This window comes from Microcoleus sp. Pol8_D6 (genome assembly GCF_036700965.1).
Taxonomy (GTDB): Bacteria; Cyanobacteriota; Cyanobacteriia; order Cyanobacteriales; family Microcoleaceae; genus Microcoleus.
On the sequence record NZ_JAUBPW010000082.1, the window covers coordinates 1 to 22,907 of the forward strand.

Consider the following 22,907-nt stretch of genomic DNA (forward strand, 5'->3'; position numbering starts at 1 on the left):
AAATGCTCAAATCCTTGATATATCTACAGTTGAAAATTTGGTTCTCATTTTTAATTTCCCAGAGTGACAAAAGAGGGATAAACTTCAACTCGCTTGAGCTAACTAAAGTTAAGTTCGGTTAGCTTTGATAAAGCAGTACACGCTGATGCTATCGCAACTCGCAGGTTGGATCGATACGCGGTTGAGATTTCTGAACAGATTTTAACGGTTTGCAGGACTTGGGGTGCTTCGGATGCGTTTGTACTGAAGACTTCAGTTTTCTGATTTGTATGAGGACTTCACTGATCACTACAAACTAAACCGAATTTTTGGCAATCAAAATTCCCAAAAATATGCCATTCCTTCCATGATTCCCCAAGCGCAAACAGAACCTGCTAAATAATGATTTTCAGTGCCGCATTCGCGATGCCATTCTAAGAGTTCTGACAGAGCATTAGCGACGATTACTCCCCGGACATCCTGGTCAAACATACTGATATCATTGCCAGAATTACCGCAAACTAATGTTGCCTCAGATGCAATTTGTAGACGCTTTTGTAAATAAACAAGGGCATTGCCTTTATTGCTAGTTTGTGGTAAAATATCTACATTACTATTGCTGCTAAAAATGATTTGAGCTGGCAGTCCCGATTCAGTTAACTTTTGCTGCAAAGCCTGGACAGTCGAGCTATTTTCTGCTCCTGGTTCCAAACAATAACTGATTTTCCAAGGATTTTGTTCTTTTAGGGATTGGGGTTTGAGCTGGGAAAACTGCTGCGCTAAAGAGGCGATCGCCATTTTATCCCAGTCTTGAGAAAGATATTCCGCCCAATCTAAATCGAGGATTGCGTCTTGGTAAATTTCGCTACCTACACCTGCGATCAAATAGTCGGGTGATAGCAGTTGCTTTTGGGCAATTAATTCGCAAGTTGAAGCATAAGAACGCCCGGTAGCGTAAACCAAACAAATTTGCGATCGGTGTGATTGCAAGCGCTGGTTTAAAACTTGAGTTGCTTCGTCATCTCCGACTAGCGTGTTGTCTAAATCTGTAACTAATAAAAACTTCATTGGGGGAATTAGTCAGGAGTCAGTAGTCTTCAGTCATTAGTGATTGGTAATCGCTCGCTTCCTAAAATAAATTTAACTATTTATAAGAATTTGTTAAACCAAACACATTTATAAGCAAGCTTATCGTTTAAGATTGGCCAAATTTAATTTTCAACAAGTGGTGTGAGTGGTATGGTGAATAATTCAACCTCCGTTAAAGCTTTTTGGCTGTCTTTCTTGATTTCTGGTGCTGCAGTGCCTTTGGGGCCGATCTCCGCAACAGCTCAAATTCAGGATACCTCAACTCCAGAAGTTGCGCTAGAAGCGAGTGCCCTCCCTACGGCTACCCCAGACGCAGCGCTTGCAGCAGGTAAGATTGAGATACCGCAGTTAGCGGTGATCACCGCAGAGGCTAACTCAGGAGTCGATCGCGCTTTACCCGAAACAGATGCAGCTTGGGTAAATAGCGCTTTACCCGAAACAGATATAGCAAAAGTCGATCGCGCTTTACCCGACACAGATGCAGCAAAAGTCGATCACGCTTTACCCGAAACAGATGCAGCTTGGGTAAATAGCGCTTTACCTGAAACAGATATAGCAAAAGTCGATCGCGCTTTACCCGAAACAGATGCAGCAAAAGTCGATCACGCTTTACCCGAAACAGATGCAGCAAAAGTCGATCACGCTTTACCCGAAACAGATGCAGCAAAAGTCGATCACGCAACAACAACCCCAGAAATAACGGAGGCAATTGGCGAATTGCCCCCACAGAAGTTAGAAATTGCAAACTCTCCTCAGTCTCAACAAGTTGCTGAAGCCAGCAAAGTTGACGACATCAGCAGCGAGACGGGCAGCGCTGATGACCTCAGCATACAAGAAGACGCAGCACAAGTCACCTCTGTTTCCCAACTCTCCGACGTGCGGCCGACAGATTGGGCTTTTCAAGCCTTGCAATCCCTAGTAGAAAGATACGGCTGCATTGCGGGATATCCAGACGGGACATTCCGAGGCAATCGAGCCATGACTCGCTACGAATTTGCTGCCGGATTAAACGCTTGCTTGGATCAAATCACCAAACAAATTGGCGGTTCTACTGGTAATTTAGTCAAGCGAGAAGATTTACTTGCTTTGCAAAGATTGCAAGAAGAATTTGCAGCAGAATTAGCTACATTGCGCGGTAGAGTAGATGCTTTAGAAGCCCGCACTGCCGAATTGGAGGCCAACCAATTTTCCACGACAACTAAACTAAACGGATTTGCTTGGTTTAACCTGACTGGAGCTTTTGCGGGCGATCGAGTCCGAGTTGAAGCAACAAATGGAAATGCTGCTCCGCTCGATCGAGTAGCCGGACGCGATCCTGTCACCAACAGACCAATTGTGCAGAGAGTGGACGATGATCCAGAAATCACTTTCAGTCAGTTAGTTTGGTTGACTCTCACTACTTCCTTTACAGGGAAAGACGAATTGATTACACAGCTAGCTGTAGGTAACGGCAATTCCCCAGCCAACCAGTATACTTCAACGGGTTTTTTCAATACATTCGGCACTCCTTTTCTCGATCAAACTGCCGGAGCAAATCCCAATGAAGTTATCCTGCGGGAACTTTCCTATCGGTTCCCTGTTAGCAACAGCTTGCAAGTAGTAGTGGGGCCGCGGATTAATTTTTACCGCTACTTTGACAACAATAAATTTAACTTTTTCGTAGACGGTGCGAGCAGCTTTAATTCTAACAACAGCCCTTTGTTAAGCGCTACCCGACGCGGTGCCGGTGCTGTGGTTTTGTGGGATATCGGTCGCGCATTGAAACTGCGTTTTGGCTACTTGGGCGAGAGTACGGAATTTTTGCCCACTTCCGTATTTAATTCCGCTTCCAATCCGTCTCAAGGATTGTTTGATGGGACAAATACGACTACAGCAGAATTAACATTCAGTCCGAGCAATCGGACTAATTTGCGCTTTTTGTACAGTCGTTCCAACATCCAGCAAATCGGTGGCTTAATTGGATCTCCCAACAGCAAGCCGTTAAACGGTGTGGCAGATGACGGTTTTGGTGGCCGCCTGGGGAATGCGACTGCGAATACTTATAGTTTCAATTTCGATTGGTCAGTCACTGGCGGTTTTGGTCTTTTCGGCCGTTACGGCTACGCCGAAACCAATATATTTCCCAAGACTAACCGACCCGACGGCACGATCAAAAATCAATCTTATCAGTTAGGACTTGCATTTCCCGATTTGTTTAAAGAAGGAGCTTTGCTTACGGTGTCATATTTAGTACCTTTTGACTTTACTGGCGGTCGGAGATTTCTGATTTCTGGCGGGGGTAACGGTGGCACGCAGTACGAAATTGAGGCAACTTATTATTTTCCTCTCACCGACCATGTTTCGATCGTGCCGGCATTTTATGCGATCGGCAATCCCAACAATTTCGATAACAACCCGACAATTTTTGTGGGCAATTTGCGGACGCAGTTTAGTTTTTAAGTAAGTTAGGGCTGATATCATTTCCGGTTACACTCATACATGATGTTGAATGTTGACTGTTGACGGTTGACGCCGTGAACAGTCAACCGTCAACAGTCAACATTCAACTCGAATTTACTATTCCGATGCTAACGGATTTGATATGAGTTGAACATAATTATATAGCAATCCTCAATGAGTCGTAAATTTTTTACCCCACCCTAACCCTCCCCGAACCCGCGGAGAGGAAGTAAGAAATTCACAAATGATGCGAGGATTGCTATATCCTGATTAGCCTCGTCCTGATGTCAACGAATTGGAATTTCGATGATAAATTCAGTGCCTTTACCGGGTTCCGAGTGACACTGCAATTTCCCGTTGTGTTTTTCAACGACAATTTGGTGTGAAATTGATAAACCTAAACCTGTGCCTTTACCTACAGGTTTTGTGGTAAAAAACGGGTCAAATAAACGCACGATATGATCTTCGGGAATGCCCTGACCGTTGTCTTTAATCCGAATTAAAATGCTCTTGTCATCAATCGTTTGAGTTTGAATGGTAATAGTAGGAAAGATAGGAGAATTTGCGATGTCTTTTGCTTGGTTGCAGCTTTCTTCCAAGGCGTCGATCGCATTTGCAAATACATTCATAAAAACCTGATTTAACAGTCCGGGATGACAGTTTATTTGCGGCAGTTCTCCGTATTCTTTAATCACTTTAATGCCCTGCCAGTTGGGTTTGGCTTTCAGTCGGCTGTTCAACATTAACAAGGTACTTTCTAAACCTTCATGAATGTCGGCAGTTTTGATTTTTGCTTCGTCCGCCCGCGAGAAATTTCGGAGAGTTTGAATAATTTCTACAATTCGCTCGCATCCGGTCTGCATCGAATTGAGCAATTTTGGCAGGTCTTTTGCTAGAAATTCTAAGTCTATATCCTCGGCTTGTTGCTGAATTTTTGCTGGGGGATTTGGGTACTCTTCTTGATACACCTGTACGATTTCTAATAAGTCTAGAACGTAGCCTCGGACGTGGCAGAGGTTGCCGGCGACAAAGCCAACTGGGTTGTTAATTTCGTGGGCAATTCCTGCTAGCACTTGTCCGAGGGAAGACATTTTTTCGGTTTGTACTAACTGCATTTGAGTTTGCTGTAATTCGCGCAAAGCTGTTTGCAATTCTTGGGATTTTTGCCGGTCGCGCGAGGCGGCGGCGGCCCGTTCTTCCTCAACTCCGATCGCCCCAGCAATAATTCCGATCAACTTGCAGTCGGCTTCTGTGGGCGCGATCGACTCAGTGTAGAGAACGCACATCGCACCCACATAATTGTCGCCCAGCCGCACTGCTTGTCCCAGATAGCTTCGCAGTTGGTAGCGGATGACAGCGGGATCGATTTTGCCGTAGATCGTGTTCTGCAAGTCGAGAATGGCAACAGCCCGATCGCTTCCTTTGCTGCATACGTCGGTGCAGATGTGGCCCTCGGCGCGATCGACCAGCGGGTAGTCCGGCGGCGCTTGCCAAGTCGCGATCGCTTGCAGCAGTCCGCCACCGACGTGGCTGTAGATGGCGCAGCTTCCGCCCAAAAGCTCGCCGGCTAAGGATGTCAGGCGCTGGATGTTGTCAGCGGCGTCGGTGGTGAATCCCAAAAAGCACTCGTTGATTTTGCTGAGGCGGTACTCTGCTTGCCTGCGCGCCGTCATGTCGCGGGAGTTGATCACAATTCCGTTCACAGCGGGGTCTGCTAGCAAGTTGATGCCCACACCTTCGAGAAAACACCAAGAACCGTCAGCGCGCCGGAACCGACCTTCTAGGGCGATCGGATCGCCTGGATTTGCGATCATTTTTTCGCCGTCGGACATCAGCGAGGGAAGGTCGTCAGGGTGGATTAAATCGAGAGCAATTTGACCGGCGAGTTCCTCTGGTTCGTAGCCCAAAACTCTTACTACAGAAGGGCTTTCGTAAACAATGCTACCGCTGGCGTCGAGAATAGTAATGATGTCGGAACTGTTGAGAATTAGCGATCGCCACTTAGCCTCATTTTGGAACAAAGCTGACTCGGCTTGTTTGCGATCGGTAATATCCTCTACCATTTGCAAAAGAAACTGTGGCGTTCCCTGACTGCTGTCGATGACAGAGGCGCTGAGGCGTCCCCACCTGATGCTGCCATCTTGGCGGAGGTAGCGCTTCTCGATTTGGTAAGCTTCGCGGGAGCCCGCGGCCAACTGTTGGCACAACTCCCGCGAAGCTTGTACGTCTTCCGGGTGCGTGCATTCGTCCAGGCCCACACCCCGCAGTTGAGCTTCCGAGCTTCCCAGCATAGCTTGAAATGCCGGATTAGTGGCGATCGCAACACCTTCGAGGGTAGCCACTACCATGCCGATCGCAGCGCGTTCAAAAATTGCCCGAAACCGCTGTTCGCTGTCTCGCAAAGCTGCATCCGCTGCCACTTCCTGGGTGATGTCCCGCCCCGCCACTGCCAAACCTTTGCGCGAACCGTCGGGGTTGAACAGCGGCACTTTCCGCACTTCAAACAAATTGCTGCCGCCTGTGGGCAAGGGGACAATTTGGCGGCTGGAGGTGAGAGTGCCTGCTTGCCAGGTGGTTTCGTCGGTTTCCTGCCAAGTTAGCAGGATGTCTCTGACTCTGGGATCGGCGGCGGCAGCGAGTTCGGCAGTAGTTTTGCCCTGGTAGTCTGCGGTTTCCCAGCCCAAAAGTTGGAGGGCGCAGTCGTTGGCAATCAGCCAGCGCCCCTCGCTGTCTGTGAGGTTGATCGCGTCGGGGACGGCGTTAATTGCGGTTTTCAACCAGTATTCTTGATTTCGCAGGGCTGCTTCGGCGCGCTTGCGATCGGCGATTTCGGCCACGGTTCCTTCGTAGTAAAGGATTTCTCCGCCTGCGTCGCGGACTTCGCGCACGTTTTCCGAGATCCAGGTAGTGCTGCCGTCTTGGCGGCGGACGCAGGACTCAAACTCTTTCAGGGAGCCGTTTTTGCTGATTTCTGCCATGAATGAAGCGCGGCGGGTGCGATCGGCGTAAATGTTTTTTGCCGAACATTTTGCGATCAATTCTGACGGGGAATCGTAGCCGTACATTCGGGCTAGTGCGGGGTTGGCGCTGAGGTAGCGCCCGTCTGGGGCGGTTTGAAATATGCCTTCGGTGGCGTTTTCAAAGATGCTGCGGTATTTTGCCTCGGCTTCTTTGAGGGCTTCTTCTGCTTGGAAGCGATCGGTGATATCAGATTGAACGCCGATGAAGTGGGTAACGAGCCCGCTGCTGTCGCGCACCGGCGAGATAGTGAGTTCGTTCCAGAAGGGGGTCCCGTCTTTGCGGTAGTTTTTCAGAACTACTTTGCAGTCGTGTTGTTCTTTCAGGGCCGCGCGGATTTGATCGACGGCAGCGCGATCGGTATCCGGGCCTTGCAGGAAGCGGCAGTTCTGCCCGATTATTTCGCTGCGATTGTAGCCTGTAATCCGCTCGAAAGCCCCGTTGCAGTAGACTATAGGCCTGTCCGGCCGGGTAGCGTCCGCGATCGCGATGCCGTTGCTGGTAGCTGCCAGGGCGCGATCGTACAGCCTCCATACTTCTTCTATTAAATTCGGTGTGCCGCCAGTACGAGTCGGCGATAGCGTTTCAGAAGGAATGCTTATATCTATCTGCATGAGTTTCTATAAATTGAGTTTATTGTAGATACCGACTGCCAGCACACCCTAGATTTTAACAGAATTGACTGTTTTCCGAAGGCAGAAGTTAAAAGGCTATCCTGCAGAATTTTGGCGGTCAATCCTACCTATAAAAAATCTGGCTTCCCTCGTTTTTTTCCTATTTGCTTCTGCCTTGTGCCTTCTACCTTCAAAGGAATCATAATTGTTAATTTATAATAGCTGTTCCAGGGATCACTCTATCTTTGGTATGGTTTGCTTGGCAGAGTTTGGGCGGATTACAAGTTCGGAAATTTATTTTTTCAATTAAATAAAAACTTACTCATCCGGCTGTACTAAAAAAAAATTAATTAAATACTTTATAGTTAAATGATTCAGACTATTCTCTCAAACAAACCGAGGAAAAATTAATTTTGAACGAACCCAGCAAGTTCTGAAATATCGTCGATCGCGAAAGTTGGTTCTAGGGCGAGACACTGAGCGCGATCGCCATATCCGTAAGCCGCCCAACAAACATCTATCCCAGCATTTTTAGCAAACAGTAGATCAATCGCTGTATCGCCAACCATTAAAATTTGACTGTTATCCAACTCCGGGAACAGCGGTTTAATAATCGAGTGAAAAACAGTCGGATTGGGTTTCGGAATTATTTGTCCGTTATCACCTAATATCAAATCAAAAAAACTGTGAACTCTCAATTTTTTTAGTAATAAATTAACAAAATTAACCTGTTTGTTACTGAAAACTCCCAGGCTCAATCCAGACTGACGTGCCAACAGCAAGACTTGCTTTGTCCCGGTAAATAACTCTACCTGCTTTTCACCTTCAGTCCGATAATAAGAGCGGTAAGTTTCAACCCATTCAGGAATTGCGCTTTCCTCGATCGCCGGATGGAGGATTTTAAAAGAATTTGGTAAATTGATGCCGATCGTACCTATAATAGTATCAGCAGCGGGCGGGGTAATATTGAAAATTTCAAAAGTTTTGGTAAAGCAAAATACAATAGCTTTGTGAGTAATTGCCAAAGTGCCGTCGAAGTCAAAAATAATTAACTTGTACTGACTCATATTCTTTAAAATTTTCTATATAGCAATCTGAGGTTAGCCACGAAATAATAGCATGATTAATCTCTCATTCACCAATTATAAGTATAATTTTTCAACATTCAAGAGGTCAACATGAGTGTCACCGAAAAACCCGAAGCTCTAGCCACAGATTTCCCAGACCACACTCAATTACCAGACTCCGACGCTACTTTTGTGAACAACTTTCAAGAACATCCTCAAAGCATCCTGTTAACAACATCAATCCGACCGATTTGAGACCAAATTCATCCCGACGGACAATACTGCATCAGTCAAGATTCCGGTATTTACTGGCGAGTGGCCCGGCCCCCCGGAACCGCCCGAAAGAGGAGCCGAAGCACCTGATTGGTTTTACGTGCTCGACGTGCCGCCAACTCTCGACGGAAATATGCGGCGTTCCTATGTGATGTGGAAAGAATTAATGCCGCCGTTAATCATACTATAATTTGTCTCTGGAGATGGCCGCGAAGAAAGAGATCAAACTCCTAAACAAGGCAAATTTTGGATTTACGAGCGGATTATTAGACCTGCTTTTTACGGAATTTATGAAGTCAAAAAAGCCCAAATAGAATGCTATCATTTGGTGGAAGATAGATTTGAGTTAATGTCAGAAAATCAGCGCGGACATTACCAAATCGAGCCAATGGGATTGGAATTAGGCATTTGGCAAGGAAGTTATCAGGGCGTAGAACTGCCTTGGATGCGCTGGTGGGATGCTGAGGGGAATTTGCTGCTGGCTGCCGATGAAAGAGCCGAACAAGCGGAATTTGCAGTCTAAAAAGCGCAGTCAGAAGCAGAACAAGAACGGCAAAAGCGAATAGAAGCCGAGCAGCGAATTCAAGCTTTAGAAGCGCGTTTGCGAGAGCTAGAATGAGGCTACAATCCGAATCAAGAGGGCGGGTTTATTAAAATATTGGTGTGAGAGAATTAAATGGCTGGTAAAATCCGCCCCTGCCACATATTTTTTGTCGTTTACGCAGATATTTTTTTCTTTTCTCCGGTTTGTCGTATGGGAATTTTAAAAATTACCACTTCTAATCCAGAAGCTGCTTGTATTATTTGATAAGTATTTTGTAGCTTTGTGTAAGTCCTATGGCACTAATTGTTCAGAAATATGGCGGAACCTCGGTTGGCACAGTCGATCGCATTTTGGAAGTAGCCCGACGAGTAGTAAAAACAGCACAGCTCGGCAACTCTCTCGTTGTGGTACTTTCAGCGATGGGCAAAACCACCGACGGTTTAGTTAAACTCGCCAAGGAAATTTCCGCAAATCCCAACAAGCGGGAAATGGATATGTTGCTTTCCACTGGAGAACAAGTCTCGATCGCACTTTTGAGCATGGCATTGCAGGAAATGGGACAGCCCGCAATTTCCCTCACAGGCGCCCAAGTCGGCATTGTCACCGAAGCCGCCCACACCCGCGCCCGGATTTTGCGAATCGATCCAAATCGGCTGGAGAGTCAGTTAAAAAGCGGTAAAGTCGTTGTGGTTGCGGGTTTCCAAGGTATCGCCGATGCCGGAGAATTGGAAATTACCACCTTGGGCCGTGGCGGTTCCGACACAACAGCAGTTGCCCTCGCTGCAGCCCTGCGGGCCGACAGGTGCGAAATTTATACCGACGTGCCCGGAATTCTGACTACAGATCCGCGCTTGGTTGCCGACGCCCAATTAATGGACGAAATCACTTGCGACGAAATGCTGGAATTGGCGAGTTTGGGCGCAAAAGTCCTGCACCCGCGCGCGGTAGAAATTGCCAAGAATTACGGCGTGCCGCTGGTAGTGCTTTCTAGCTGGAGTGACGCCCCCGGTACGCGGGTAGTGTCCCCACCCCCGCAACCCCGTCCTTTGGAGGGCTTGGAACTCGCAAAAGCGGTGGATGCGGTGGAATTTGACTTAGATCAGGCGGGGGTGTCGCTGCTGCGTTTGCCCGATCGCCCCGGCGTAGCTGCGCGGTTGTTTGGTGCGATCGCCCAACAAAACCTCGATGTAGACTTAATTATCCAGTCAATTCATGAAGGAAATACTAACGATATTGCCTTCACAGTGACGCGAAAATCTCTGCAACAAGCTACTGCGGTTGCAGATGCAATTATCCCCACCCTCGGCAAGAATTCTCGCCCAGAATTGGGAGAACCGGAAGTGAAAGCAGAAGAGCGGCCCATAGCTAAAGTTAGCATTGCGGGTGCGGGAATGATCGGTCGTCCGAGGGTAGCGGCGCAGATGTTTAAGACTTTAGCGGATGCGGGAATTAACATTCAAATGATTTCTACATCCGAGGTGAAAGTTAGTTGTGCCATCGATGCCGAAGATTGCGATCGGGCAGTTGCCGAACTCTGCAAAACATTTGATGTTGCCAACTCCCCTATTGGGCTGCATTCATCATCCCACAAACCGCCCGCAGTCCGCGCCGTTGCGTTGGATCTCAATCAAGCGCGTCTAGCAATTCGCCAATTGCCCGATCGACCCGGAGTAGCAGCAAAATTGTTCGGACTTTTAGCCGAGGAAAATATCAGCGTAGATACAATCATTCAGTCACAGCGCTGCCACAATATTGACGGCATATTAACTCGCGACATTGCATTTACCGTCGCACAAATTGACGCCGAAGCTGCTAAAAATGTCCTCGAAAAAGCCGCTCCCGAATTCGGATGGGGCGAAGTAGCAGTCGATACACAAATTGCTAAAGTTAGCGTTGTAGGTTCGGGGATGGTAGCGCATCCGGGAGTAGCGGCAAAGATGTTTGAAGCGCTTTCCCGCCAGCAAATCAACATTCAAATGATTGCAACTTCCGAGATTAAAATTAGCTGCGTTGTGGATGAGGAACAAGGTGTAACTGCTTTGAAGGCAATTCACGCAGCCTTTGAACTTGCCGGCACCGAAAAAATCCAAGTTCCCACCTAATCAAGTAGGGAAACGGCACTGCCGTGTCATTACAAAAATCGAGGAGACGGCAAGGCCGTTTCCCTACAATTAATTGAGGTAGGGAAACGGCCTTGCCGTCTTCTAACTTTGGGTAACTTTAGTCATTATCTTCAGCTTCTTGTGAAATTAAAGTCATTGCTTGATTAATAAGTGCCTCTTGATTCACTAACTGCGACAATTCTCTTGGTTCATAACGCCCTTCTTCCACTTCTAGGGAAGCTTTATTAATAGCTTGTCGATACGCCATTTCTAAAACAATGAGTAACTCTTCTATAGGTAAGTAAAATCCCGCGCCTCTCGGTCGCTTATTTTCCTCCTGAATTTCTAGAACCGAGTTCCGAATCGAGATATCCCAAGAGCGAGTTGTGCGATTTTCAGCTTGCTGTTTAATCAGATGCAATAGTAAAATCACTGCATAGCTGCGAATAGTTTTAATGATGTCTTTTTTGCTCATTTCTTCTAGTTCTTCAACTATAGCTAATGACCCAGGTATATCCCCTTTTAGCAGTAAGCTTTTTAAGGTGAGTAATTCTTCCATGACGACTATATCTATCTTGGGTGACTTATATTATAGCTCAAAGCTAGCGCTTGGTTAATGCTAAAATTGTTTAATAACAAAATTAATCTCAAGTAATAGTGTTAACTAGAGTCCCAACTGATTGCAGAAGTCGGGAGTCGCGACATCTTTGTAGTTCCTTATTTTCATCATCCAACAAATTTTGACTTAAGATGTCTTTCGCAATTGCTTCCACAACCGGTACACAAACCGAATTCCCAATTTGCTTGTAACTTTCCCCCGCAGTCGGATAACTCTTAAAATCTTCAGGAAAACCCATAAGACGATAACATTCCTTCAGCGTCAACTTTCTCACGATATCTTGCTCAGGAATGTAGATAAAAAACCTGCCCGACGTTTCTTGCGAAGGAATTGTGGGATGCACTCCATCTACCGAATAAATGCGATTAGGCTGTCTGTGAACTCTCGATAAATGTTCTGTATTTGGCTTCACGCCAGTTTTCCAAGTACCTTTATTTCTGTAACCTACAAATACAAGTCCCGAATCTTGCTTTCTAGGATACTCAATTAAAGTATACTCAGATTTATCCAATATTTCAAAATCCCCTGTCTCGTCTAGAAATTCCCATAGTTTTGGAGTCAACTGGATTTTAAGCCGAGAAAAATTAAATTCTTTACCTTTAGTTGCAATAATGAATATTCTTTCACGATGTTGAGGAATTCCAAAGTCTTTAGCATTCAGCATTTTGTAATTCACGCTGTATCCCAAATTTTTAAGACTAGCAATAATTACTTTTAAGGTATTTCCCTTATCGTGATGAATTAAGTGCTTGACATTTTCTAGAACAACTACTTGAGGTTGCTTTATTTTGATGATTTTACAAATCTCGAAAAATAGCGTACCTCTAGTATCTTCAAAACCCAACTTTTTGCCACAGATGCTAAAAGGTTGGCACGGAAACCCGGCGACTAAAACATCAAAGTCTTCTAACTCGACGGGATTAATGTTACTGATGTCTGCAAAAGGAACCTCGCCGAAATTATCCGTGTAAACTTGTCGGCATTTGCTGTTAATTTCGCAGGAAAAAACGCATTCAAAGCCAATTTTTTCAAAACCTTGTCTGAAACCTCCTATTCCCGAAAACAAATCTATAAATCTCATCTATAAATTAATTCAAAATATTCCTCAACCCATGATAACATATTTTCTTTATCTCTCTTCTTTGACTCTGCGTTCTCTGCGTTCTCTGCGTTCTCTGCGGTTCATTCTATCAATTTCAACAAGTCTTGCTACAGTCCTCAATATTATACCAATCATTAAAAGTCGCAGAAGCCCGGGTCGGACTTAGCCTGGGCCGTCTCCCCACAGATATCGCGTAGAATGTCGATCGCCCGAAACTTCCCCCCGCATTCAACCAACCAATGTCCCAAACTTGTCCCGCAGCCGACTAAACTAGAAATAGCAAAAAAAATATAGCTATTGTTTACTTCCTTTCACAAACCATGAGTCAAACCCTGGAAAACCTCACCGCCATCGATGACAACCTATCCAAACGCCACATCGACCTCGATCCAGGCGGCTACTTCATCATCTATCTCGATCGCGAAACCAGCTTAATTTGTGCCAAACATTTCACCAACATCATCAACGATCGAGGCCTCGCCGTCGATCCAGAAACTGGTAAACCCATCCCCGCCCGTGGCAAAGTAGAACGCACTCAGTCCACACTTTTTACCGGCCGAACCGCCAAAGAACTTTGCGTCAAAATCCTAGAAGAAACCCGCCCCAGCCCGGTGACAATGTTAGATCACGCGGCTTATCTGGGACGGGAATTTGTACGGGCAGAAATTGCCTTGTTGAGCGATCGAGAATACGTTCAAGATTAGTCCAGCCCTGCCAGAATTTCTTGACAAAACGGCAACCGATCGGATTTATCAGCACCCGATTACGAAAAACCTTGATACCAGAAATAAGTCACCATCGGAATCACTGTCGCCAACACCAACAGCACAACCACAACAACTGTGGCATTGCCTTGATCTGTTTCTTCAGCTTTTTTAAATGTGCCTTCAACTTGAATGTTGTCAACAACTTCAGGAGGACCCGGATCAGGTTCGCCCGACAAAACAGTTGCAATGCGCGTACTTGCAGCCGTAAATGCCTCGTTGTATTTATTGGCTTCCCGCAGCGGCACTTGCACGGTTTCTCCAGCTACACTCTGGGCAATTTCATCGGTTAGCAGGGACTTAACCCCTTCGCCGGTGCGAATTGCCGCGCTGTTGGTAACAGTGTCGAGAACGAGTAAAATTTGATTAGTCTGGTCTTCTTTTGCGGGAAACCACTGTTCAAACAGTTGGTCGGTGAAAGTGGCAGCCGTTTCGCCGTAGTCTAAGCGGTGGATGGTGACAAACCTGACTTGTTTCCCTGTTTTGTTTTCCAGGTTGTCGAGCACGCTGCTGATATTGCTTTCGCTGCTGCGGCTGAGCACGTCGCCTTTGTCGAACACCCAAGTTCGATCGCCCGCCGACAACACCGGTATTTCGTAAACGCCAGTCGCCAATGCTGGCAATACCGCCATCTGGGACGCGATTAGGACGATCGCGATCGCCGCGGCCAAAGGTTGGAGATATTTTCTCCAATTAAATAATTGCTTCAGGAGTCTAGTCATGAGGTTAACCGTAAAACTGACTTTTTTCCAAAAATACTATAGAAACCCCCGTAAAATTCATTTTATGCAGGGCAATATTTACAATTAGCTAGCCAGTGGAACTCCCCGCCTGATTATTTTAGGATTCTAACTATGGAACCAGCAGACACTTATAAAGGTTGGATTATTCAATCCCAGAAAGTCTTCTACGTCGAGGTTTGGGATAGCCACGGCAACCGCCACGTCGCCGTCCAAAATGCCAAGACTGAGGAGGAAGCTTTGGAATTGGCCAAAAAGTGGATAGACAAATATGAGTCAAAGCCCGGAAGAATGCCGATCGACGTACCCCATCCTTTCGGAGACATGATCGATATGCCATTTTAACTCAGTTGACTGTTGACTGTTGACTGTTAACAGTTAACATTACAGCTTGTAGGGTACTCTGCTAGAGACAAAACCTCTTCTAATCGAGAAATTATTGGAACTGCCGCAGCCAAAGACTATGCCAGTTGCGTCCCGGACTGCATTTGTCATGAGATAAAATTACGAAATTCCTCGCAATTTCCGCGTATTTTCTACCAAACTCCGAGCAAATTCGTCGAACCTTTCAGACAGTTTTTCATCCAACAATTTACCATCCGCACTAAAAGCTTTCCAAGCTTGTCCGATCGCAATTTGTTCGGGAATTACCCAAGCGTGCACCCACCTCAAAATCACGCGCAAATCGTTGAGTGCGTTGTTGTTAACTTGCCCTCCCAAAACGCTAATCCCACCCGCAACTTTCCCGTCCAAATGCTCAAAACTCATCAAATCCAGGGCATTCTTGAGAGCACCGCTGATGCTACCGTGATACTCCGGCGTTGCCAAAATCAAGGCGTCGGCTTGCTTAACCGCATTCTGCAGCTTTTCCACATCCGGGTAATCGAGATAATCATTCTCACCGTTGCAGAATGGCAGATTGAGCGATCGCAAATCCAATATTTCAACTTCCGCGCCCAGGGTCTGCGCCCGTTCTGCTGCCACCTTCAACGCTAACTGGCTGTAGGAGCCAGCCCGCAAACTTCCACCAATGCCGACAATTTTTACCATAAAACTTAAAAACAATAACTGCTTGACTAAAACGTACTCATTACGAGTATGATTAACATAGCAAGTTCGATCGGCAACTGTCAATCGATTTTAGATTTTAGATTTTAGATTTACGGAGGGGGCCCAGAAACCGGGTTTTTTGAGCAAAATACTTCGTTGCAGCCCGCAGATTAGGTAAAAAACCCGGTTTCTTGAGGAGCAGTGGATTCAAAACCCCCCTCTTGAGGCAGGGCGGTTTCATTCTCAGGGAAATCATCGCTTTGTAGGGGTAGTGCCCCCATGCCTACCCCTACAAAGCGATGAAATCGATGTTTCAAATATCGGGGCTCTTCACGAGGGTTTGCCCCTAGGGAGAATGAAACAGCCCTGCCCTCTTGAGGGGCCTCTTAAGATGCCCGCGAGAGATAAACCCATCCAACACCCGCCATCTTGTTAAAATAAATGAACGTAGCAAACCACAAGCGGTCAATCTTGGCAGTCTTCAACCTTGGGCAAAGCAATATGAAAAATTCTTGGAAACACGCATGGCTGGGGCATCTAGCTGTAAACAAAGACAAGTCGAGCCAGAATCCTAAAAAATCAATTCCAGGACGGAATCTTTGGCGCATCCTGGGCAGTTTGGTGATTTCTCAAGGAATATTGCTCTCGACCCCGGTGTTTGCCGACAGCGCGCCAAACACCATGAGTTACAGCCAACTGATTGACAACATAGAAAAAGGGCAAGTCAGTAAAATCGAAGTAGACGAAACTCAAAAAACTGCCAAGGTTAGGCTAAAAAATCAAAAAAGCGATCAAACCCAATCAGTTAGTCTGTTCGACTACAACAACCGAGAACTGTACTCGCAAATCCGCGCCAAAAAGATTGACTTTGAAGTCAAACAAACAGCCGACAACGCCGCCGCAGTCAGTTTAGTAGTAAACTTGCTAGTGATTTTTGCAGTGTTGGCAGTATTGATGGCAATCCTGCGCCGATCGACCCAATCTCAAGGAAATGCCATGAACTTCGGCAAATCCAGAGCCCGTTTCCAAATGGAAGCTAAAACCGGCGTGATGTTCGACGACGTAGCAGGCATCGAAGAAGCTAAAGAAGAACTGCAAGAAGTGGTAACCTTCCTCAAAAAACCCGAACGCTTCAACGCCATCGGCGCCAAAATTCCCAGAGGAGTTCTGTTAATCGGGCCTCCAGGAACCGGCAAAACAATGCTGGCAAAAGCCATCGCAGGCGAAGCAGCAGTCCCCTTCTTCAGCATCTCCGGTTCCGAATTTGTAGAAATGTTTGTCGGAGTTGGCGCCTCCCGCGTCCGCGACTTGTTCCGCAAAGCTAAAGAAAATTCGCCCTGCATCGTCTTCATCGACGAAATAGACGCCGTAGGAAGGCAGCGCGGCGCTGGTATCGGTGGTGGCAACGACGAACGCGAACAAACTCTCAACCAGTTGCTGACAGAAATGGACGGCTTTGAGGGTAACAGTGGCGTGATTGTGATTGCAGCTACCAACCGCCCGGACGTGCTCGATACCGCCCTGCTGCGGCCAGGCAGGTTCGATCGGCAAGTAACGGTAGATTTGCCCAGTTACAAAGGGCGTTTGGGGATTTTGCAAGTTCACGCGCGCAATAAAAAACTCGACCCAGAAGTTGCCCTAGACACGATCGCCCGCCGCACTCCCGGCTTTTCCGGCGCCGACTTGGCAAACTTGCTCAACGAAGCAGCTATTCTCACAGCGAGGCGTCGCAAAGACACGATTAGTAACTTAGAAGTTCACGACGCGATCGACCGGATCACGATCGGGCTTACGCTCAACCCGCTGCTGGATAGCAAGAAAAAGTGGATGACAGCATACCACGAAGTCGGACACGCCCTAGTCGCGACCATGCTCAAAAATGCCGACCCGGTGGAAAAAGTAACGATTATTCCTCGTTCCGGCGGCATCGAAGGCTTTACTAGCTTTGTGCTTGACGACGAAATGCTCGACAGCGAAGGTTTGAGGAGTCGGGCTTTGCTGTTAAACCGAATTAAAGTAGCTTTGGGGGGACGGGCGGCGGAGGCCGAAATTTATGGCGATGCTGAAATCGACACCGGTGCCGGTAGTGATCTCAGAAAAGTTAGCAGTCTCGCGAGGGAGATGGTAACGCTTTATGGAATGTCGGATTTGGGCCCTGTGGCTTTTGAAAGTCCGAACAATGAGGTGTTTTTGGGCCAAAACTGGAATTCGCGATCGGAGTATTCCGAAGACATGGCAATCAAGATCGATCGGCAAGTCCGAGAAATTGCCTTTGAGTGCTACGAAGAAGCTCGCCGAATTATCCGCGAAAACCGCGCTTTGGTAGACAAACTTGTCGAAGCGCTGTTGGATGAAGAAACCATCGACGGCGATGAATTCCGCCAAATTGTCCAGCGGTACACCGAGGTAAACAAAAAAGAGTTGGCACCAACGTAAAGAGTCAGTTGGCAGTTGGCAGTTGGCAGTTGGCAGTTGGCAGTTGGCAGTTGGCAGTTGGCAGTTGGCAGTGGTCAGTGGTCAGTGGTCAGTGGTCAGTGGTCATTAGTTATATCATGTCCGCCTAATCACTTATATGTCCGCAGGGAGTGAAACGAAGCAATCGCAATGTTTCTGCGATTGCTTCTCTACGGTCGCAATGACAAGTGTTTAACCGGACAATTTATTATTGGTAATAACTGTCAACTGTCAACTGTCAACTGTCAACTGTCAACTGTCAACTGTCAACTGTTTAAGATTGTTGCGCGTACATTTCCCGGAGTACCAAAGCCGGGTCAACCCAGCGGCCGCCGTACTTCAGTCCCCAGTGCAAGTGAGGCCCACTCGTGCGGCCGGTCATCCCAACTCTGGCAATTCTCGCACCCGCAGGCACTGTTTGACCTTGCCAAATTTGCAAGGTACCTTCGCGATCGGTATAATAACGCCCTCCATTAGCCGTTAGCACTCGGCCTCTGAGGTGACAGTAGATGTGTTCCCAATTTCCCGATCGCACCACCATACCAGTGCCGCACCGTCCATCTTCCCAAACTTCCACAATTTGCCCGCCCCACCAATTGCGGATATAGCTGCCTTCGGGCGCCGCCAGATCCAAACCGTAATGAAAATCCCCGCCGCGGGGGCCGAACGGGGAAGTGTATGTTTCAAAGTTTTCGACTGGAAAAGAAGCTTCTTGCCACAAATTACCCGTCGCTACTCTGCTTGGTAAGCCTGACTGAGCTTTGACCACCTGCTGCTGCAAATAAGGGCTGATCAACACAATGCCGATCGAAAGTGCCAGCAGCAGCATCTGTCTGAGACGAAAAAAGCGTTTTGCCGTCAGCGGGCCTCTAGAGTCTTGCAGGATTTTTTTCACGGCTCAAAGTTAAATGTGTGTGAGTTTGCGTTGTCTGTTAGGCTCACATCTTGCACCCTTGTCAATAAAGCTTTCAGGGGCGGGCTTTCCGGCCCACCCCACAAAAAAATCATTCTTTGTGGAACGGGCCGGAAAGCCCGTTTCTCAGAAGGGTGCAAGATGTAAGTGATGCCAATTCGCTGCAAGATTGGCTTTGAGCTCTACCCGCGATCGCGAATCAGTTTATCAACAACGTGTATCTTACTCCATCCAAAACCCGTGTCAAGGCTTCCGGGTAAATGCCCAGGGGTGATAAAAAAAATTGGAAATTCGTGCTGCGGTTGAATTCGATCGAGCTTTTGCTTGACACTATAGTTAAGTTCGGGGATTTTGGATGACATCCAAAATCTCAAATTCATAACACATCAAGCAATGCTTACTGAAATTTTTCCCTTTAGTTTTGCCATAGACGCAACTGCGATCGCCGGTGCGTCCTTGTGGTCTTTGGCCCTATACTGGGGCCTGTCGCCCCTCACAGAATGGGTAATCCTGCAACTGAACCGCTGGATGAATTTTGCCGAGAGATCCCTCTACACCTCAGAAGCCGAGTTTGAAAGAACCCGCCAAGCCAGAGAAGCTCAAAATGCCTTTTACGCCTCGCTGTTGAGCATTGTGCCCTTTTTGATTGCAGGCGGATTGTGCAATTGGGGCGTAGAATTTTCTCTGGGTACTGGTTGGGCGGTATCTATGGGTACGATCGCCTGTATTGGCGGCGGCGTGTACGAGCTCGGCCGCCGAGACGGCGAGGAGTCTTAGGGGATTTTGGATTTTGGATTTTGGACAGGACTTACACGCAGGTAGTTAGACACCTGGTTTTTGCGACAATATTTCGTTGTCACCCGCAGATTCGCTAAAAAACCAGGTTTCTGTTTCTTTTCTCGAAGCGCGTAATTCCTGTATGATTGTCGCTCAAAAATGAGGATGTAAAGCTATGAAACTAAAGTGGTTGATACTTGCCATTATCTCATCTTTTTCGATCGTTGTTATGCCTGCGAAAGCGGCTGAAACCCGGTGCGGATGGTTGATAAATCCCACGCCTGCTAATTGGTATCTCAAAGACAAAGATGCTCAGTGGACTATCTCGGTGCAAGGGGGATATCAAGCCGGAGGAATTAACAATATTCCTCCTTTTAACGACGATGAATATGTCAAAACTAATGTTAATTATGGATATGGCTGTGCTTGTTTAAATGTGGTGACAGATAGACATCGAATGAGAATTACCACGATAAAAGGTGGTGAACAATTACCACTCTCGACTTGTCGAAAAGATCCGAACTTGCCAAAAATTAGTTAGTTGTGGCGAAACCATACAAGTTTTTTAACTCAGTCAAATGAACTTTCAACCCGAATTAACATCATTAAATCAAGCCCGCGCCACATTTAAAAAAATTTGGGGATACGACGACTTTCGCCCGCCCCAAGGAGAAATCGTCGGCAGTTTATTAGCCGGGAAAGATACACTTATAATTATGCCGACAGGTGGCGGGAAATCAATCTGCTTTCAACTGCCAGCTTTGTTACAAACAGGCTTAACTTTGGTAGTTTCGCCGTTAGTCGCACTGATGGAAAATCAAGTGCAAGAATTGCGCGATCGCAATTTACCCGCTTCCCTCCTCCACAGTCAATTGCCAACAGCGCAGCGCCGACAAACTATGCAGTCGCTGCAACAAAACAAATTAAGATTACTGTACCTGTCTCCCGAAACATTACTCAGCAAACCTGTTTGGGAAATTATCAGTCAGCCCCACATCCAAATCAATGGTTTAATATTAGATGAAGCTCACTGTTTAGTGCAGTGGGGAGATACTTTTCGACCAGCTTACCGCCGTTTGGGAACAGTGCGGCCTGCGTTGTTGAAAGCTAAACCAGCACATAGTAAAATTGCGATCGCAGCTTTCACTGCTACCGCCAACCCAGAAGCACAGCAGACAATCAAAAATGTCTTGCAACTGCAAAAACCAGAAGCATTTCTGTTAAGTCCTTACCGTTCTAACTTACACCTACAAGTGCGAACAGTCTGGACTCCGAGGGGACGAAAACAGCAGTTGTTAACTTTTATTCAAGATAGACAAAAACAAGCAGGTTTAGTGTATGTTCGCACTAGAAAAGATAGCGAAAATTTGGCAGATTTGTTGAAAGAAGCAGGTTATGAAACAGCAGCGTATCATGCAGGTTTGAGTCCAGAATCACGACGAAAAATAGAAACAGCTTGGCTGAACAATGAGCTTAAATTCGTGACTTGTACCTCAGCATTTGGAATGGGAATTAACAAGCCAGATGTCCGGTGGGTTGTTCACTTTCAAGCACCTTTGCTATTATCGGAATACATTCAGGAAATTGGTAGAGGCGGACGCGACGGTAAATCGGCGATCGCCCTGACATTGATTAGCGAACCGACGGGTTTGCTTTATCCCGAAGATAAACAAAGAGGGCAATTTTTTCAAGATAAATTACGATCGCAATACCGAGAAGCTCAGCAATTAGCTAAAAAACTGCCTGTTAAAGGCGATATAGAAGCAGTTTCCCGTGAATTTCCCGAAAGTGCGATCGCCCTTTCAATCTTGCACAGCAGCGGACAATTAACATGGCAAGATCCTTTTAATTATGCGATCAATAAATCTCCACAGCAAAAAGCGGAAAAATTAAATTTTGCCGCAGCAGAAGAAATGGCAAAATATCTCAAACATCGCCAGTGTAGGTGGCAATTTTTGCTGCAAGCTTTTGGGTTTGCCAAGGAAGCTACATCAATGCGCTGCGGCCACTGCGATAATTGTCGATAGAATAGACGATTATACTCAAACGACTTAACCCCTCCGACCAAAGAAACCGGGTTTTTTACCCAGTCTGTGGGCAGAAACGAAGTATTGCTGTGAAAAAACCAGGTTTCTCGCTACCCGTGCGATCGCGAACAAACTCACAGATGTTATGATGAGGATATTTGCTTTACACACTTGGCAAAAAATAGTAAAAAGTAAATGATAGAAACAGACACTGCGGCACAGATTTACACAGTAGAAAATACAGAGGAATTCGATCGCAGTAATGTCAATCAGCGATTAGATATTTGGCTGTCAAACCAGATACCGGACTTATCCCGATCGCGAATCCAAAGCCTCATATCACAAGGCAACGTCAAAGTCAACGACGAAACCTGCACCTCGAAAAAAATATCAGTAAAAACGGGCGATCGCATCCACCTCACATTACCCGAAACCCAGCCCACAAAGTTGCAGCCCGAAGCAATTCCCCTCGACATTCTCTACGAAGACGACAGCCTAATTATCATCAACAAACCAGCCGGATTAGTCGTCCACCCAGCCGCTGGACACCAAGACGGTACATTAGTCAACGCTCTGTTAGCCCACTGTCCTCTAGCAGAAATAGGCGGAGTTCAGCGGCCGGGAATCGTACACAGATTAGACAAAGATACAACAGGTGCGATCGCGATCGCCAAAACCGACATCGCCCACCAACACCTGCAAGCCCAACTCAAAACCAAAACCGCCCGCCGCGAATATTTAGGCATAGTTTACGGGGCTCCCAACACCGAAACAGGCACCATAGACCTACCCATCGGACGGCATCCCACAGACCGCAAAAAAATGGCAGTAGTACCAGTAGAAAAAGGCGGTCGCCCCGCAGTTACTCACTGGACAATCAAAGAAAGAATCGGCAACTATTGCTTAATGCACTATCAATTAGAAACCGGCCGCACTCATCAAATTCGCGTGCATACAGCGGAAATAAAACATCCGATTGTGGGCGACCCGATGTACAGTTCCAACCGTTCTATCGGCGTCAATTTAACCGGACAAGCCCTCCACGCATGGCGGCTGACATTGCAGCATCCCGTAACAGGGGAATTAATAGAGGCGATCGCACCTTTGCCAGATCAATTCAACACTTTGTTGAAAATATTGCGTCTGCGCTCTCACATTTGATAATTGGTATAGCAGTCGCCAAAGCTATTATGACAATTCGCCATCAGACGCTTGCAGAGCCTCGACCGATTTTTGTCCTCATCTGCCTCTGTCTGCTGCTATAACGCGAGCAGAATCTTTACTTTTTTGATAAGCAACCCTAAAGTGGTATAGAATCCCTTTGAGTATCTGTAAA

The 22,907-nt window shown here is 46.8% G+C and carries 19 protein-coding genes and 1 pseudogene; 11 read left to right on the plus strand and 9 right to left on the minus strand.

Annotated elements, in window-relative coordinates; all coding sequences use genetic code 11:
• Positions 1–315: 315 nt before the first annotated feature.
• Positions 316–1,047 carry a sucrose-phosphate phosphatase gene (locus QUA10_RS24985; RefSeq protein ID WP_333083615.1) on the minus strand — a complete coding sequence of 244 codons (732 nt, stop codon included), beginning with the start codon at positions 1,045–1,047 and terminating at the stop codon, positions 316–318.
• 171 nt (positions 1,048–1,218) lie between these two features.
• Here QUA10_RS24985 and QUA10_RS24990 point away from each other — a divergent pair, with 171 nt between their 5' ends.
• On the plus strand, positions 1,219–3,507 hold the full coding sequence (locus QUA10_RS24990; protein ID WP_333083616.1) for an iron uptake porin: 2,289 nt from the start codon (positions 1,219–1,221) through the stop codon (positions 3,505–3,507).
• Positions 3,508–3,794: 287 nt separating this feature from the next.
• Here the strand turns inward: QUA10_RS24990 and QUA10_RS24995 are convergent, their stop codons facing one another.
• Together QUA10_RS24995 and QUA10_RS25000 are read right to left on the minus strand one after the other, a co-directional pair.
• Positions 3,795–7,139, minus strand: coding sequence for a PAS domain S-box protein (locus QUA10_RS24995; protein WP_333083618.1), 3,345 nt, complete (start codon positions 7,137–7,139; stop codon positions 3,795–3,797).
• Between the two features lie 407 nt (positions 7,140–7,546).
• Positions 7,547–8,206 (minus strand): HAD family hydrolase, encoded by a 660-nt coding sequence (locus tag QUA10_RS25000; protein WP_333083620.1) that lies wholly within the window; start codon positions 8,204–8,206, stop codon positions 7,547–7,549.
• Positions 8,207–8,317: 111 nt separating this feature from the next.
• On the opposite strand from QUA10_RS25000, the pseudogene QUA10_RS25005 reads away from it, so the two are divergent.
• The 3 genes and pseudogenes from QUA10_RS25005 to QUA10_RS25015 all read left to right on the plus strand — a co-directional run bounded on the left by QUA10_RS25005 (position 8,318) and on the right by QUA10_RS25015 (position 11,125).
• Positions 8,318–9,098 (plus strand): annotated as a pseudogene (locus tag QUA10_RS25005) (Uma2 family endonuclease).
• 57 nt (positions 9,099–9,155) lie between these two features.
• Positions 9,156–9,287, plus strand: coding sequence for a hypothetical protein (locus QUA10_RS25010; protein WP_333083621.1), 132 nt, complete (start codon positions 9,156–9,158; stop codon positions 9,285–9,287).
• A 29-nt stretch (positions 9,288–9,316) separates the two neighbouring features.
• Positions 9,317–11,125, plus strand: a complete 1,809-nt coding sequence (locus QUA10_RS25015) for an aspartate kinase (protein ID WP_333083622.1) — start codon at positions 9,317–9,319, stop codon at positions 11,123–11,125.
• 118 nt (positions 11,126–11,243) lie between these two features.
• Here QUA10_RS25015 and QUA10_RS25020 read toward each other — a convergent pair whose 3' ends face one another.
• Together QUA10_RS25020 and QUA10_RS25025 are read right to left on the minus strand one after the other, a co-directional pair.
• Positions 11,244–11,684, minus strand: coding sequence for a DUF29 family protein (locus tag QUA10_RS25020; protein WP_333083623.1), 441 nt, complete (start codon positions 11,682–11,684; stop codon positions 11,244–11,246).
• A gap of 88 nt (positions 11,685–11,772) precedes the next feature.
• Positions 11,773–12,825, minus strand: a complete 1,053-nt coding sequence (locus tag QUA10_RS25025; RefSeq protein ID WP_333083624.1) for a DNA (cytosine-5-)-methyltransferase — start codon at positions 12,823–12,825, stop codon at positions 11,773–11,775.
• A 341-nt stretch (positions 12,826–13,166) separates the two neighbouring features.
• Between QUA10_RS25025 and QUA10_RS25030 the strand changes: the two genes are divergently transcribed.
• A complete protein-coding gene (locus QUA10_RS25030; RefSeq protein WP_333083626.1) occupies positions 13,167–13,550 on the plus strand; it encodes a DUF4346 domain-containing protein in 384 nt (127 codons plus the stop codon).
• A 59-nt stretch (positions 13,551–13,609) separates the two neighbouring features.
• On the opposite strand, the gene psb32 is transcribed toward QUA10_RS25030, so the two are convergent.
• Entirely contained in the window at positions 13,610–14,332 is a 723-nt protein-coding gene (gene psb32 / locus QUA10_RS25035; protein ID WP_333083628.1) for a photosystem II repair protein Psb32, read from the minus strand.
• 132 nt (positions 14,333–14,464) lie between these two features.
• Here psb32 and QUA10_RS25040 point away from each other — a divergent pair, with 132 nt between their 5' ends.
• A complete protein-coding gene (locus tag QUA10_RS25040) occupies positions 14,465–14,695 on the plus strand; it encodes a hypothetical protein (RefSeq protein ID WP_333083630.1) in 231 nt (76 codons plus the stop codon).
• A gap of 159 nt (positions 14,696–14,854) precedes the next feature.
• Here the strand turns inward: QUA10_RS25040 and QUA10_RS25045 are convergent, their stop codons facing one another.
• Positions 14,855–15,400: an NADPH-dependent FMN reductase gene (locus QUA10_RS25045; RefSeq protein ID WP_333083645.1), complete on the minus strand. Its 546-nt coding sequence runs from the start codon at positions 15,398–15,400 to the stop codon at positions 14,855–14,857.
• 501 nt (positions 15,401–15,901) lie between these two features.
• On the opposite strand from QUA10_RS25045, the gene ftsH reads away from it, so the two are divergent.
• Positions 15,902–17,836, plus strand: coding sequence for an ATP-dependent zinc metalloprotease FtsH (gene ftsH / locus QUA10_RS25050; RefSeq protein ID WP_333083632.1), 1,935 nt, complete (start codon positions 15,902–15,904; stop codon positions 17,834–17,836).
• 292 nt (positions 17,837–18,128) lie between these two features.
• On the opposite strand, the gene QUA10_RS25055 is transcribed toward ftsH, so the two are convergent.
• Positions 18,129–18,683: a M23 family metallopeptidase gene (locus QUA10_RS25055; RefSeq protein WP_333083646.1), complete on the minus strand. Its 555-nt coding sequence runs from the start codon at positions 18,681–18,683 to the stop codon at positions 18,129–18,131.
• Between the two features lie 266 nt (positions 18,684–18,949).
• Positions 18,950–19,129, minus strand: coding sequence for a hypothetical protein (locus QUA10_RS25060; protein ID WP_333083634.1), 180 nt, complete (start codon positions 19,127–19,129; stop codon positions 18,950–18,952).
• A 31-nt stretch (positions 19,130–19,160) separates the two neighbouring features.
• On the opposite strand from QUA10_RS25060, the gene QUA10_RS25065 reads away from it, so the two are divergent.
• The 4 genes from QUA10_RS25065 to QUA10_RS25080 all read left to right on the plus strand — a co-directional run bounded on the left by QUA10_RS25065 (position 19,161) and on the right by QUA10_RS25080 (position 22,732).
• The gene (locus tag QUA10_RS25065; RefSeq protein WP_333083635.1) at positions 19,161–19,544 is read left to right on the plus strand and encodes a hypothetical protein; all 384 of its coding nucleotides are present in this window, start codon (positions 19,161–19,163) and stop codon (positions 19,542–19,544) included.
• 175 nt (positions 19,545–19,719) lie between these two features.
• A complete protein-coding gene (locus tag QUA10_RS25070) occupies positions 19,720–20,085 on the plus strand; it encodes a DUF4087 domain-containing protein (RefSeq protein ID WP_333083636.1) in 366 nt (121 codons plus the stop codon).
• A gap of 37 nt (positions 20,086–20,122) precedes the next feature.
• Positions 20,123–21,571, plus strand: a complete 1,449-nt coding sequence (locus tag QUA10_RS25075) for a RecQ family ATP-dependent DNA helicase (RefSeq protein ID WP_333083637.1) — start codon at positions 20,123–20,125, stop codon at positions 21,569–21,571.
• A 195-nt stretch (positions 21,572–21,766) separates the two neighbouring features.
• Positions 21,767–22,732 (plus strand): RluA family pseudouridine synthase, encoded by a 966-nt coding sequence (locus QUA10_RS25080; protein ID WP_333083638.1) that lies wholly within the window; start codon positions 21,767–21,769, stop codon positions 22,730–22,732.
• Positions 22,733–22,907 lie beyond the last annotated feature (175 nt).